This is a genomic window from Nocardia arseniciresistens (assembly GCF_046764875.1).
GTDB lineage: Bacteria > Actinomycetota > Actinomycetes > Mycobacteriales > Mycobacteriaceae > Nocardia > Nocardia arseniciresistens.
On record NZ_JBKORD010000001.1, the window covers coordinates 568,836 to 581,978 of the forward strand.

12 protein-coding genes are annotated in these 13,143 nt (G+C 65.0%); 7 read left to right on the top strand and 5 right to left on the bottom strand.

Going from position 1 to position 13,143, the window contains the following annotated elements:
- Positions 1 to 19: 19 nt before the first annotated feature.
- Together ACLMAJ_RS02590 and ACLMAJ_RS02595 are read right to left on the bottom strand one after the other, a co-directional pair.
- Positions 20 to 919, bottom strand: a complete 900-nt coding sequence (locus ACLMAJ_RS02590) for a hypothetical protein (RefSeq protein ID WP_412011801.1) — start codon at positions 917 to 919, stop codon at positions 20 to 22.
- A gap of 520 nt (positions 920 to 1,439) precedes the next feature.
- A complete protein-coding gene (locus ACLMAJ_RS02595) occupies positions 1,440 to 1,898 on the bottom strand; it encodes a hypothetical protein (RefSeq protein ID WP_412011802.1) in 459 nt (152 codons plus the stop codon).
- 235 nt (positions 1,899 to 2,133) lie between these two features.
- On the opposite strand from ACLMAJ_RS02595, the gene ACLMAJ_RS02600 reads away from it, so the two are divergent.
- The 6 genes from ACLMAJ_RS02600 (at position 2,134) to ACLMAJ_RS02625 (ending at position 9,885) form a co-directional block, all read left to right on the top strand.
- Complete coding sequence (locus ACLMAJ_RS02600; RefSeq protein ID WP_412011803.1) at positions 2,134 to 2,607, top strand: hypothetical protein; 474 nt, start codon at positions 2,134 to 2,136, stop codon at positions 2,605 to 2,607.
- Between the two features lie 116 nt (positions 2,608 to 2,723).
- Positions 2,724 to 5,204, top strand: a complete 2,481-nt coding sequence (locus ACLMAJ_RS02605) for a tetratricopeptide repeat protein (protein ID WP_412011804.1) — start codon at positions 2,724 to 2,726, stop codon at positions 5,202 to 5,204.
- Between the two features lie 1,435 nt (positions 5,205 to 6,639).
- A complete protein-coding gene (locus ACLMAJ_RS02610) occupies positions 6,640 to 7,209 on the top strand; it encodes a DUF3558 domain-containing protein (RefSeq protein WP_412011805.1) in 570 nt (189 codons plus the stop codon).
- A gap of 36 nt (positions 7,210 to 7,245) precedes the next feature.
- On the top strand, positions 7,246 to 7,719 hold the full coding sequence (locus tag ACLMAJ_RS02615; RefSeq protein ID WP_412011806.1) for a hypothetical protein: 474 nt from the start codon (positions 7,246 to 7,248) through the stop codon (positions 7,717 to 7,719).
- A gap of 15 nt (positions 7,720 to 7,734) precedes the next feature.
- Complete coding sequence (locus ACLMAJ_RS02620; RefSeq protein WP_412011807.1) at positions 7,735 to 8,883, top strand: hypothetical protein; 1,149 nt, start codon at positions 7,735 to 7,737, stop codon at positions 8,881 to 8,883.
- Between the two features lie 231 nt (positions 8,884 to 9,114).
- Positions 9,115 to 9,885 (top strand): ESX secretion-associated protein EspG, encoded by a 771-nt coding sequence (locus ACLMAJ_RS02625; RefSeq protein ID WP_412011808.1) that lies wholly within the window; start codon positions 9,115 to 9,117, stop codon positions 9,883 to 9,885.
- A gap of 130 nt (positions 9,886 to 10,015) precedes the next feature.
- Here the strand turns inward: ACLMAJ_RS02625 and ACLMAJ_RS02630 are convergent, their stop codons facing one another.
- The gene (locus tag ACLMAJ_RS02630; protein ID WP_412011809.1) at positions 10,016 to 10,459 is read right to left on the bottom strand and encodes a VOC family protein; all 444 of its coding nucleotides are present in this window, start codon (positions 10,457 to 10,459) and stop codon (positions 10,016 to 10,018) included.
- 270 nt (positions 10,460 to 10,729) lie between these two features.
- Positions 10,730 to 11,125 (bottom strand): RidA family protein, encoded by a 396-nt coding sequence (locus ACLMAJ_RS02635; RefSeq protein ID WP_412012027.1) that lies wholly within the window; start codon positions 11,123 to 11,125, stop codon positions 10,730 to 10,732.
- Between the two features lie 135 nt (positions 11,126 to 11,260).
- Between ACLMAJ_RS02635 and ACLMAJ_RS02640 the strand changes: the two genes are divergently transcribed.
- Entirely contained in the window at positions 11,261 to 12,235 is a 975-nt protein-coding gene (locus tag ACLMAJ_RS02640; protein WP_412011810.1) for a helix-turn-helix transcriptional regulator, read from the top strand.
- A 75-nt stretch (positions 12,236 to 12,310) separates the two neighbouring features.
- Here the strand turns inward: ACLMAJ_RS02640 and ACLMAJ_RS02645 are convergent, their stop codons facing one another.
- Entirely contained in the window at positions 12,311 to 13,123 is an 813-nt protein-coding gene (locus ACLMAJ_RS02645) for a class I SAM-dependent methyltransferase (protein WP_412011811.1), read from the bottom strand.
- Positions 13,124 to 13,143: the final 20 nt, after the last annotated feature.

The following is a 13,143-nucleotide window of genomic DNA, read 5'->3' on the forward strand; positions in this document are numbered from 1 at the left end:
CAGCTCACTCATTGTCGGGTCAGCTCACGTCGTTCGCGTTCGCCAACACCAGCTCGAACTCCCGGCGTCGGCCACGGCGACCCGGAGAGCTGTCGTAGTTCACGCCATCGCGCGATTCGACCTCCCACGCCCACGGCAGGCCACGCGGCTTTTCACGCTCTTGATGGCCGGTCACGACGATCTTGATCTCCAGCGGATCCGCGGATGTCTGCTGCGCGACGGCGTCCATCAGGTCGGCGGCCACCGTGTGGCCGACCAGCTCGAGAACGTCGAGCGATACACCGTGATGGGGATCGACGGCCTGCTCCTGCGCATGCTCCGCGTGCTCAACGAGCTCGTGTTCGCGGGAGGCGGCTTCGGTATTCGGTGCGACAACCACGGCATTGCGGATCAAGTTCCGCAGCTCGGCGATGGCGATGAGGGCCGCGGCCGCGGCGACCATAACGCCGACCAGTGCCGGAGACTTCAGCGCAGCGCTGGCGACCTGTTGTGCCGCCTCGGGGCTCGCGGCCTCGCCGTCACCGAAGACCTTCCGCAGAAAGTTGCCGATTCCGCCGGACACCGCGTCATTGTGCTTGGTCATGTCGCGCAGCCCCGGCGCTTTGCTGTTCATATAGATCAGCGTGGCCAGCACGAAAACCGCTGTGAACACGCTGGCGGCGGCCATGAGGCACGCCAAAGCTTCGCTACGCACGACCAGGTACAGCATCGCCGCCAACATGGCTACCAGGGCGGCGACGGCTGCCAACCAGCCCCAGACGCCGCTGATGGAAACATGATTGGAGGCCTGGTACCCGAGAGTTTCGACCTCTGGGATGGTGCTGTCGACCTGACCGAAGGCGTTGGAGGATAGGTCGCCTGCCGGGCCCGTCGCCGTGAGCCAAGGCTGGAAAAGTAGTACGAGAGTCAGCAGGCTCAATGCCGCGATAGCCCAACATTTCCAAGTGGGTCGAGGCTCGAAACGCTGCGGTGCAATGGATTCGATTTGTCCTGAAGCTGAACTAGCCATTATTGAATTTCGACCTTTTGGATCTTTGGTTTTCGCTTGTAGCGAATTGGTAAGAGCGACTTGCAGATGATCTTCGTCGACCACCAACAGCTAATGAGGCTATGGCCGAGCACATCTGCGGTCAACGTGATTTGGGTCCCAAGGAGACCCAGGACACAACATTCTCGGGCGTCCAAAACTCCCTGGTCAATCGACCAGAAGCCTGACGTTTTTCCGAATCAGCCTTGCCTCGAGCACTTTTCGGCCGATCGAGAATCACAGACGCGACGTCGCGCCGACCTCAGACTCGTCATTCCCCGTTCGCGCCCGACTAAACCGCGGCACGCCCTTCGCCGCCACAGTGAATCATCCGGATTTCACTTCGTAGCCGAGATCGCCGAGGACAGACCGACGTTCGTCGGCCCACGCGGTAGCTGCCCTACCCGCCGTATCAGGATCGGAAAGTCGCCGAGGTGACGGTGACATCGGCGTAGCTGTAGTACCAGCCGTTCCAGGTGTCGGCGACGTCCACCTGGATCCCATGACCTGTTGCCGGACCGTCGGTGATCAACCACAAGCCGTTGCCGAACCCGGACGCCCTGCTGACGCTGCCATCCGACCACGCGAACTCGGCCGCACTCGGCGCACCCGGCGCGTTCCACGGAATGGTCACGCTGAACTGTCCGGCGTCGATACCCGGGAGCAGCGAGCTGACACACTCCCGCAGGGTGGCCGAACGCCGAATGTTCTGCCCCGCACTACCGGTGCCGGGAATCAACCGGCCGGTCATCAGGCTGCCCTGCTTGCAGCCCCCACCGCCATCGCCGGGCGACTGCGCCCGCCCCTCGGGCGCACTCACAGATACCGCACACAGAATCGCTGCCACCAGCACGGCGCGATGAACAGACACGGCAACACCTCCCTGCGACGGGACAGCAAAACGACGCAGCCAGGCGGGGTGGGCGCTGATGCCCTCGCGACGCGAAGCTCTGCCGACTCGATCAGCAGTTTAGCGGCCGCCGCGCGCACTCGATCAGTTTCGAAATCAGCGGGGTGCGCCCAGGTTTGCGGCGTAGAATCCGGGCGGTCGTAACATCGTCGACCTCGCCCGGTCCGGGGTGCGGGGGCACTGGGAGGGGGTTCTCGTGTTGGAGTCGGTGCCCGAGTTGGTGGCCGCGGCGGTAGCGGTGGGTGCGGTGGCGGGGTTGAGCAGTACCGCCGAACGGGCCGTGGCCGATGCGTACGAGAAGTTGAAGACCTTGGTATCGGGTCGTGTCGGGTCGGTTGGCGTGGAATCAGTGGAACAGCAACCCGATTCGGCCGCCCGCCGCGCCGTGCTGGCCGAGGATCTCCAGCGCGCGGGCGCCGAGGGCGATCAGGAATTACTGGCCGCAGCGCAAGCGTTGCTCGCGGCCGTGCGCGCACACGAAGCGACGGCCGGGGCGGCGGTCGGGGTTGACCTGGAGCGAGTATCCGCAGCGGCGTTGCGGATCCGGAAAGTCGAATCGACCGGGACCGGGGTGCGGGTGGTCGGTAGCACGTTCGACGGGGATATCGAGATCGGCTCGGTGAAAGCGGGCAAGGCTCAGTCGCAGGACCCTCCCGCCGCGCACCGGTAACACCCGGCCCGGGCGCGCGCGCACCGCAGGGAACCACCGCCACAGCACCGGCCGCTGCTGGCGGGTGGTCGGGGCTGGTGGGGTTGGCCGGGGTGTCCGCGGGCGGGAACATCACGGTGAATATCACCCAGATTCTCGCGGCGGCGACCTCGACGGTGGTGTCGGCGGGCAGGGTGGTGGGCGCGATCCCGTCGTTGCCACAGCATTTCGTGTTGCGTGAGCAATTCCGGGAGCTGGCCGGACAGGTCGCAGGCTCGCGCGTCACCGCAGTGGTGACCGGAATGCGGGGAGTCGGGAAAACCCAATTGGCGGCCGCGTACGCACGCGCCGCGCTGACGATGCCCGAGTTCGAGCTGGTGGGGTGGGTCGACGCCGAAACCCCCGGCGCCCTGCTCGAGGGTTTGACCGCGATCGCCACCCATCTCGGAGTCGAGGACCCCGACGGTGATTCGCACCGGTCCGCAACCCGGTTGCGGGATCACCTGAACGGCCGTGCGGGACTGGGTTTGCTGGTGTTCGACAACGCTGTCGACCCCGATCGTGTCGCGGAGTTCGTCCCGAACCATGGCGGCACACGGGTGGTGATCACCAGCACCGACCAGGACTTCACCACCCTGGGCGCGGAGGTGGACCTGGAGGTGTACGAGCGGCCGGTATCGGTGCGGTTCCTGCACGAGGCAACAGCCCACCATCGCAGTCCACCCGATGACGCAGGCGCCGACGGAATCGCCGCGGAGGTAGGGGATCTGCCGTTGGCGTTGACCCAAGCCGCGGCCACCATCACCGCGCGCCGTCTGGACTACTCCCGGTACCGGGAGTTACTCGCCGGACCGTTGCCGCGCGTGTTCACCCGCCGCAGCGGCGAACCGCACCGGTGGGTAGTGGACAAGGCGATCCTGCTCTCGATCCAGACCACCCGAACACCCACCGGCGACCCCGAACTCGACACCGCGGTCACCGACCTCTTGGACGTGGTGGCGATGCTGTCCGCGACCGGTGTGCCACGCGATCTGTTGCCCGACTACGCCGGGCGGCGTGATGAGGCGATCGCCCGGTGCGTGCGGGGTTCGCTGCTGGCCTGGTCCGCCGATGACACCACCGTGGTGATGCACCGGCTCATCGCCCGGGTGCTGCGTGACCGCGCCGACACCGACCGAGCCCGAACCCGGTTGGCGGGTAACGCTATCGACGCGATCGAGCCGCACCTGTTCGACCATAGCCAGGCATGGCAACGCCGGACTCTGGGCAACCAACTCATCGAGCACATCGAGGCCATCACCACCACCAGATTCGCCGATCACGACCCGGACAACAGCGCGCGCTTGTTAGAGACCCGAATCTGGGCCGGCATTCAATTGGTCGGGGCTGCCGATCTCCCCCGGGGAATCGACTACACCCGCCGAACACTCCTCGACACCGAAACTCAGCTCGGCACCGAGCAACCTCACACCTTGATCACCCGCGCCGACCTCGCATATGCCTACGCCCTTCAGTCAGCGGGACGGGTGACCGAGGCGATCGACCTGTACGAGCGATTACTGCCCGACCAAGAGCGGATTCTGGGCGCCGAACACCGCGACACCTCGACCACCCGCGCCAACCTCGCCTACACCTACCAGGCGGCGGGGCGAGTGGCCGAGGCGATCGACCTGTACGAGCGATTACTGCCCGACCAAGAGCGGATTCTGGGCGCCGAACACCGCGACACCTTGGCCATCCGCGCCCGCCTCGCCTACGCCTACCGGTCGGCGGAGCGAGTCGTCGAAGCCATCGGCCTCTTGGAGAGTCTGCTACCCGACCAGGAGCGGATTCTAGGTGCCGAGCACCCCGACACCTTGGCCACCCGCGCCAGCCTCGCCGACTCCCATGCGTGGGCTGGGCGCGGGGCCGAGGCGATCGATCTATACCAGCGGCTGCTACCCGACCGGGAGCGGATTCTGGGCGCCGAGCACCCCGACACCTTGACCACCCGCCACAACCTCGCCTTCGCCTGCGTATCTGCGGCGCGAGCGCCCGAGGCGATCGGCCTGTACGAGCGGCTGCTGCCCGACCGGGAGCGGATTCTGGGCGCCGAGCACCCGGACACCTTGGCCACCCGCGCGAACCTCGCCTACGCCAACCAGGAGGCGGGACGGGTGGCCGAGGCGATCGACCTGTACGAGCGGCTACTGCCCGACCACAAACGGATTCTGGGCGCCGAGCACCCCAACACCTTGATGACCCGCCACAACCTCGCCGGCGCCTACGAGTCCGCGGGGAGGGGGGTCGAGGCGATCGGCCTGTATGAGCGGTTGCTGCCAGACCAGGAGCGAATTCTGGGCGCCGAGCACCCCGATACCCTGGCCACCCGCCACGACCTCGCCTACACCTACCACGCAGTGGGGCAGATCGCCGAGGCAATCGACCTATACGAGTGGTTGCTCCCTGTCCTGGTGCGGGTATTCGGCCACGATGCGCCCATCGTCCGCGGGGTCCGGAAGCGACTGGCTGCTGCGCATAGGCGACAGAAGTCGAGTTCGCGATGGGCTCGAATCGTATTCGGACTCCGCGCGAACCGCTGTGCCGTAGTTCTCCAACGTTTCGGCCGGCGAGGGTAGCCCCGCCGATCGCGCATCCCGGCGTGAAACGCCTGATCCGAATGCTGGTGTACGTCAAGGTCCACCGGTCAGTCGTCGGTGCCGAAACCTCGAATGGTGAACGCGCAGTCAGTCTCGGCGAGCACCTCGCACGCTTCCATGACAAGTGAGTCGTAGTCCTGGTCGTCGTCCGGCGCGGACCCAACAGTTACAGACGACTTCGTGGCGGGTGATCAAGAAGGAAAAGTCATCTCGATCCGTCCGGAGGCGAGGCGTAGGGCCGCAGTGCGAACCGACGTCGGAGTTCAGGGATGAGTTACGTCGAAATTCACCGGCGTAGCCAGCGGCCGACTGACCGGCGTGATAATGTGGCGGCCGTAAGGGTGCAGTCTTCTCGGGGGGATTCGCTTGCGGCACAGTCGGTTCCACCTCAAATAGTTTTCCTCGCCATATCTACACACGGGGAAATGCGTAAATGGGGAACAATCACAGGGCTTTTCGGTTTGGTGACAGCGTGATGGTTGGCACGATATCTGCCGTGTAGGTCAATACAGGCGGGATATTGAATAAACAAGTGCCCCAAGGGGATTCATCAGAACGTGGTTATCGAAAATCAAATCTCGATGGCCGACGGCGGCGAAATAAACCTTTGCGACTTGCAACGTGCACGACAACGCAACGAACACGTCAACACACACCGACACGGCCCGAGCAGCCCGCGACCGCATCGCGAGTACCGCCGACAACGACACAACCGCGATAGAACAGCCTGCGATCCCAAGTGTTGCAACGGTGTGCGCTGCCAATGACTCTCGCATCGGCGGCGAGGAAAGCCGGAGTGCTACAACACAAACCAAGGAAGACAGGCAAATGATAGATCGCGCCCTGCTCAGGTTAGGCGCACCGAGCAGTGCGACGGCATCCACGCAGATCATGCTAGCCGTTCCGCCTCATCCCGATGCGCGAGAACACACGCCACCGTAGGCGTCCGCGTTCTCCGTCATGAGGATTCCAGCATGGAGCCCGAACGCGAAGTCAGTTCACGCACAACAGCTTTCATGACGGAACATCTCAATCACGATCGTTTGACAAAGTCGGCGGCGGGATACAGGGTGAGGACGTCCGTCTAACCGGCGGCCAGCGGCGTCTGCTGCCTCCATCCTTGGCGGACAAGCCCACGCAATTGGGTGGCGGCGGCATGACGATAGCGCCTCCACCAGGCCGAAGTTCGCAATCCGGCATCCCATCCCTGTGCAACCCATCGGGCACTCTGCGCATTAGCAAGGCATCCGGGTCATCGCGTCCGCAACGCGCGTCTGCTACTTCTTCGGAACCATCCGGGTACGGTTGCACGCTGATTGACCGGCCGGTACGGTCGATCCAGCTGAATAGGGGGCGGGGAGCCGGGCCGACCCTGCATCGATGTCATCGACGGCCGGCGACCGGGAGGAACTAAATGACCAGCAGGGGAACCACGCTGCTCGGTGCCGCGTTCGCGATCGGCGCTGTGTTGGTGTCCGGCTGTGGGTCATCGACCGGTGGAGACGCCACGCCAGCGACCGCTACAAGCGCAGAACCTTCACTTGCTGCTGATGCGCCGCGCAGCTACGACCCATGCAAAGACGTTCCGCAAAGCGTGCTGGCTTCAGAGAAGCTGCGCCAAACCCGCGTCTCCAACGACGATACGAGCGCCGGTGTCAAATGGCGGGGGTGCGCCTACATACGGCCGGACGGCTACGGAACGAGCATCCGGACAACGAATCTCACCATTGACCTCGTTCGCAGCCGCAACTTCCCTGAGGCCAGCGAATTCTCCGTCGGCGGAAGGCGGGCAATCTCAACGCGCCAGTTCGACGGCCCCTTCATCAAAGAGGCATGCACCGTCGATATTGAGATGAAGGGCGGAAGCCTCGAGATCAATCTCAACAATCCGCCGTCGAATCGTGACACTGGCAGCACCGACTCGTGTGTGCTCGCACGGGGCTTGGCCGAGAAGGTTGTACCCAGCCTGCCAGCGACTGCCTGATCACTGCTGTACAGACCGAACGGGAGGGGACCCCGCATGGCCACCGACGAAAAAACTCAACCGAGTCCATTGGCGAACCTGATCACCGAGGCCCGTGAAGGTCGGCTTACGGTACGTATGGACCTCGAAAAGTTCGTCTACCTCGATCGCGACTGCCAATACTTCAAGGAACAGATCCGAGACATCCAGTCTCAGATGACCGAGATCTCCAACCAGGACAAATGGGGTCTTGGCGAAAAATTCGCCCCACAGGGAGGCCGGGATCTGATCTCCGGCAAGACGATGGTCAAGCGCTGGCGTGAGAAGTCCCAGGGTTCGCAGAACAGCGTCTATGCCGTAATGGAGTCCCACTACAAGATCGTCGAAGACTTCCAGACCCTGTTCCGCACGGTCCGCGAACGAATTACCAGCGTCGACACCGATCAGGCCACCAAATACCAGAACCTGGAGTCGAGCCTCCCGCAGCAGGCGCCTGCTACGCCGAAGATCTTCTCCTGGCCAGGACTGTAGGGAAGGGGCGATACGATGACCGGCACTGAGGGCACTCAGATCCCCCCGCAGGGGGAGAACGTATTTCATTGGGACCGCGGCCAAATCGAGGATGCGTTCCAACCGCTAGACCCCAAAGACGCCCACGACGCGGCCATGAAGTACTCCAACGTCGCCACCCAATGGGATCAGGGACTGGAGACCTTCTCCCGTTCGGTCAAAGCCTCGATCGCCGAGGCATGGGAAGGCTCGGCCGCGGATAAGGCCAAAGATGCGATCACCCGGTACACCACGGACGCCGGGACTCTCACCCCGCTGATCACCCAAATGTCCAACGACATGCAGGCCGCCGCCGAGGCGATCCGTAGCGTCGCCACCGGGATCCCCGAGGCCAACCATCATTCCTGGACTGCGAACGTGTGGCCGCCCCGTGCCTCCGAGGAAGAAAAAACCACGAACGAGGCAACCGCAGGCGCTCGGCAAGCCATGCTCGAAAACTACGTGAACAAGTTCGCCGCGTTCGACAAGCAGGTCCCGGTACTGCCCACCGGACTCAACCCCACCAACCCCCTGGACATCTCGGAACCGACCAAACCCAAAGGCGACGACCCGGGCAGCACGAAGCCCACCGGTTCGGGAAACCCCAATAGCCCCAGCACAACTGAGGATCCGAAGGAAACGACCGAGAACCCGGAGGAGACGAAGACCGAGGAAGAGTCGACTGACGACTCGACATCCACGGATCCCTCCAAGACCAATCCGACCTCGACGGACCCGAGCAGTACTCCGACCAACCCCACCGCGCTCGACCCGTCCAAACTCGGCAGCCCGACCACCCCCAGCGGCACCCCGAGCGGGCTCGGCTCCCCCGGCGGCAGCGGCACACCGTCCGGCTCTCCTAACCCCGGCCATAGTGTTCCCGGCACGCCCGGCGCACCAACCGGCACCAATCCAGCAGCGGCCGCCGCAGGTAAACCCGGAGGCACCGGCGGCATGCCGGGAATGGGCGGCATGGGCTCGGGTGCGGGCAAGGGGAAGGGCGATGAGGAAGGCACCCACCAGACGCCGGACTACCTCATCAACGCCGAAAACACGGCGGAATTGATCGGCGAAATCGCGCCTACCGTCCCCGGCGGCGTGATCGGCGCGGACCCCGCGCCCCCGCCGCCACCCGCCCGCACCTGACCGACTGCGCGAGTGGGTGATTCGGCGGGACATCGCGCGCGGCCTGCGCGGCAATTTGCCGCGCGGCGCCGTGTGGCCTGTGTCGATCCCAGCGCGGGGCCGCCGTCGAATTACCGGAATTCCCCTCCACCAGGACCCCTTACGACCCCGATCAAACCGGAGCATCGCTCCTGACTTGCCGGGCGCGCACTCCTCACGAACTCACTTCGCACGATCGATTGGATTCTCGAAATGGCTGAATGGACTTGGGAGCCCGACGATTTCGCCGCGCTATGGTTCAGCCCCGCAAACGACCGATTCCCCAATCCACTCCGCTTCACCAGTCGCTTTCCCTACCGAGACGACTTCGACGCGCACCGAGTCACCGTGCGCGAGCGCTACTCCCGCGACGAACTCGACGAGATCCGCCTCGCGCTGCACACTTTGACCACCTCGACCATGCGCATCGAAATCTTCGGCGGCACAACCCAGCACAAGAACCCCAAGGGCGGAGTCCGCGTGTACCGGGTCGTCGGCGCACGCAACGACCACCAAGCAATGTCACTGGCGCAAGCCACTTTCGGCGCCTCCGACGGCCCCATTCGCTGCCGCATGTTCCCCGTCGATCATCTCACCGCGCAGCTGGCCAGCGCCCTCCCGCCATGCAAACCAGGCGCACAACAACCGGCCACCTTCCACCCCGACGACCTCTACGGCCGCCCCAACGGCCACCTCCAAAGCGTCACCCGCAACACCCCCCGCGACCGCTACCAGCGCCTCCTACACCGGCCCGCCGACGGCGGCGGCTCCGCACTCCTCTACACCGGCCCGGTCAACAAACTCACCGATCCACTGAACACCGTGCAATGGCACGACCTCACCGACGACGGCCGGTACACCGAATTCCGCGGCCAGCACATCACCGTCCGCCCCACCACCCCCAACGACCTCACCACCCATTTCTCCGACTGGATCGACCGCGTCACCCAACGCCTCCGCGAAGCCGAAGAAGACCGCTGGTAAAGGGATCTCAACCTGTTCGTACGGGGAGGGCGTCTCCGGGAAAGCCGTGGCACGGGTGTACCTCGCAGCGCATCATCCCGGCTCGCACGCAGGGGTCTCGGGCCATGATCTCCGCGATCATGGTGTTTCCTCAATTCTGGATGCGCTCGGCCAAGGAGACGATGATTCCTTCGGGCCCGCGGACGTAGGCCATCCGCCACACGCCCTCGTACTCGCCGATGCCTCCCACCAGGCCGTAGCCGTCGGCGGCGACGTGGTCGACCGCGGCATGCAGGTCCTGCACCTCGAAGGCGACATTGCGCAGACCCAGTTCATTGGCCGGCGCGGGCGGCGAACCCGGGAGGTGGTCCGGCCGTACGAAGCTCGAAAGCTCCAGCGTCGTTGCGCCGCCGGGTGATCGGAGCATGACGATCTCGGTGGCAGCACCGGTCATGCCGATCACCGTGTCCAGGAACTCGCCTTCGACGGCCATCTTCTGATCGGCCTCCAGGCCGAGGCCGACGAAGAACGCTGTCACGGTGTCGATATCGGCAACGGTGATGCCGACGTGGTCGAAGCGCTGTACGTATCCCATCGGATGCCTTCCTACGTTTCTTGAAGAGACGCTGAGGACCGTAGCATCTTTGAGTTCCGTAAGGGAACCCTGGAGGCCCACCAGTCACTCCACGAACGCCGGTGATGGGCATGGCTCAGCTCGGGCGGAGGTTCGTTACTGGCAGGCCGTGCAGGCGCGCGGCCACGAGCGAGCGGTGGCAGGCCTCCGGATCGCGCTCGACACAGAAGAGGGCGGTCGCCGAGTTGCTCGGAAGCTCGGCCACGAGCGCGCCGAGGTCGAATTGTCGCATCACGCGACAGCGGTCCCTTCGAGCTCGACCATCAGGCCGGGAATGGCCAGCCGTGTCACCCCGAGCATCGTGGTGGTCGGTGCCACCCCGGCGGCACCCAACCGCGACGCCAGCACGCCGTAGTGCTGGAAAAGCAGATCGACGTCGGTGGTGTAGACGTTGAGCCGGACGAGGTTCGCGAGGGACATCCCGGCCTCGCCGAGAATGGCCTCCAGGTTGTCGACGCTCAGCGCCACCTGCGCGGCCATGTCACCGAAATGCTGAGGCTTGCCCTCGCCGCTCATCGCGGTCTGCCCGGAGCAGTACAGCGTCCGGGTGTGCCCGGAGACGATCTCGCCCTGGCTGTACCCCATCTCCACTGACCACGGCCACGGGTTGACCGTCACCCGTTCCATTGCCCCATCGGGTCCGGTCGATTCATCGAGAGTGCGTACGTCCATCGGCTCGGCAGCCAGCTTCTTTGTCATACCGGTCAGCTTCTCGCGCAATATACGACACCTTATGTCGTATATTGCTGACATAATTTTCGAATGCGAGCTGACCGGCTGGTCTCGCTGGTGCTGCTGCTGCGCCAGCACGGTCGGCTGTCCGCGGACACGCTGGCTCGTGAGCTGGAGGTGTCCACCCGCACCGTGCTGCGCGACATCGAAGCGCTGTCCACGGCCGGTGTCCCGGTCTACGCCGAACGCGGCCGCCACGGTGGGTTCGCATTGTTGCCCGGTTTCCAGACCGAGCTCACCGGGCTGAATCACGACGAAGCGCTCGCGCTGCTGGTCGCCGGATCACGGCGCGGCGCGCAAGCATTCGGCCTCGGCTCGGCGCTCGCTTCGGCCATGCGCAAGGTGGTTGACGCGCTACCCGAAGGCTATCGGGCCACCGCGGCCGACGCGGCCGAGCGATTGCTCATCGAGCCGGAGATCGACCTCCTCTCGCGCCGACTGGTCATTGAGCAGGAGAGTGACACCATAGTGGCCGAGGTCCGGCGCGCGGTGCTCGCCGGACATAAGCTGCGCATCCACTACGCGGCTGTCGACCAGACCCCGAAGTGGCGAACGGTGGACCCGATCGGCCTGGTCACCGTACGTGGCCAGGGCTACCTGCTGGCCACGAGGTGTGGTGCGGACCGCACCTACAGGCTGTCTCGGATCTTGGCCGCCGAGGAACTTCCCGAACCCGCACAGCGACCGGACCGAGTGGATCTGGACCGGGCCTGGCAGGAACGAAGCACGCAGTTTCGGACCGGCGGCGACCAAGTCACCGTGCTGGTACGGGTGAACCCGGCACGGCGGGAGGAACTGGTGGGCACCGCGCTGGCCGTACGCGCCGAAGCGGCCGACGCAGACGGCTGGCTGCGCCTGGAAGTGACCTTCCAAGATCCGAGACATGCCGAATGGGCACTATGGCAACTCGCCACGAACGCGGAAGCCCTTGCCCCGCAATGGTTACGCACCTCTCTGCGCGACCGAGCCGCCGCGATCGCCACTTGCTATGGAGTGGCACCCTGAGCGTTGCCGCCTACTGTGGGGCGCTCGGCGCTCTGCCGACCGCACCTCGAGCCCGATGATCTCCAGAGGGTCAGCTCACGTTCGAGAGCGGCGCGCCGTTACCAGCCAGGCGCGCGAGTCGAACCACACGCCGTCGGTTGTGCTGTGCGCGGCCATCACCATGCGCAACCGTTCGAGCGCCCGCTCGGTCTCGTCGGCATCGAGCTGTGCGAGTAGATCGCTGGCCATGTGCAACACGGGCACCGCGTCAACGGCGGCGTCAGGGTCCGCGCCGTAATAGACGGGCTCGGACACGTCGGTGACGCGTACGTCGGTAAACCCGGCCGTGGTGAGAACGCCGTCCACCGTGGCCGGATCGGCCAGGGAGAACGCGCCGTCGCCCGCAGCTGGGGCCGGCGGGGCACCGCCCACGAGTGCACGGTGTATCGCGGCCACCCACTCCTGTCGACTACCGTCCTGCCAGACCAGTTGCACCAGCCTTGCCCCGGGCAGCAACGCGCGCCCTATGTTGGTGAATGCCTGGACCGGATCGGCGAAGAACATCGTGCCGAACCGACTGATCCCGACAGTGAAATGCGCTGGTGGGAACGGATGGACCTGGGCATCCGCCTGCTCGAAACGCACATTGTGGAGTCCATCGGCCGCACCGAAGCGGCGAGCATGCGCCACCATTACCGACGATGCGTCAACGCCTAGCGCGCTACCCCGGATCGCGATCCGGGCAGCATCACGGGTGGTCTGCCCGGCGCCGCAACCGATGTCGAGGACGTTGTCCTCGGGTGCCACGTCGATGGCGTCGCTCAGCCGCTGCCGATAACGGCGTAGCTCAGCGTCGTAGTCGAACACGCTGTTCGAGTCCGGTCCTACACGATTCCCACGGTCAACCATGGAACCATCCTGGCAGTCAC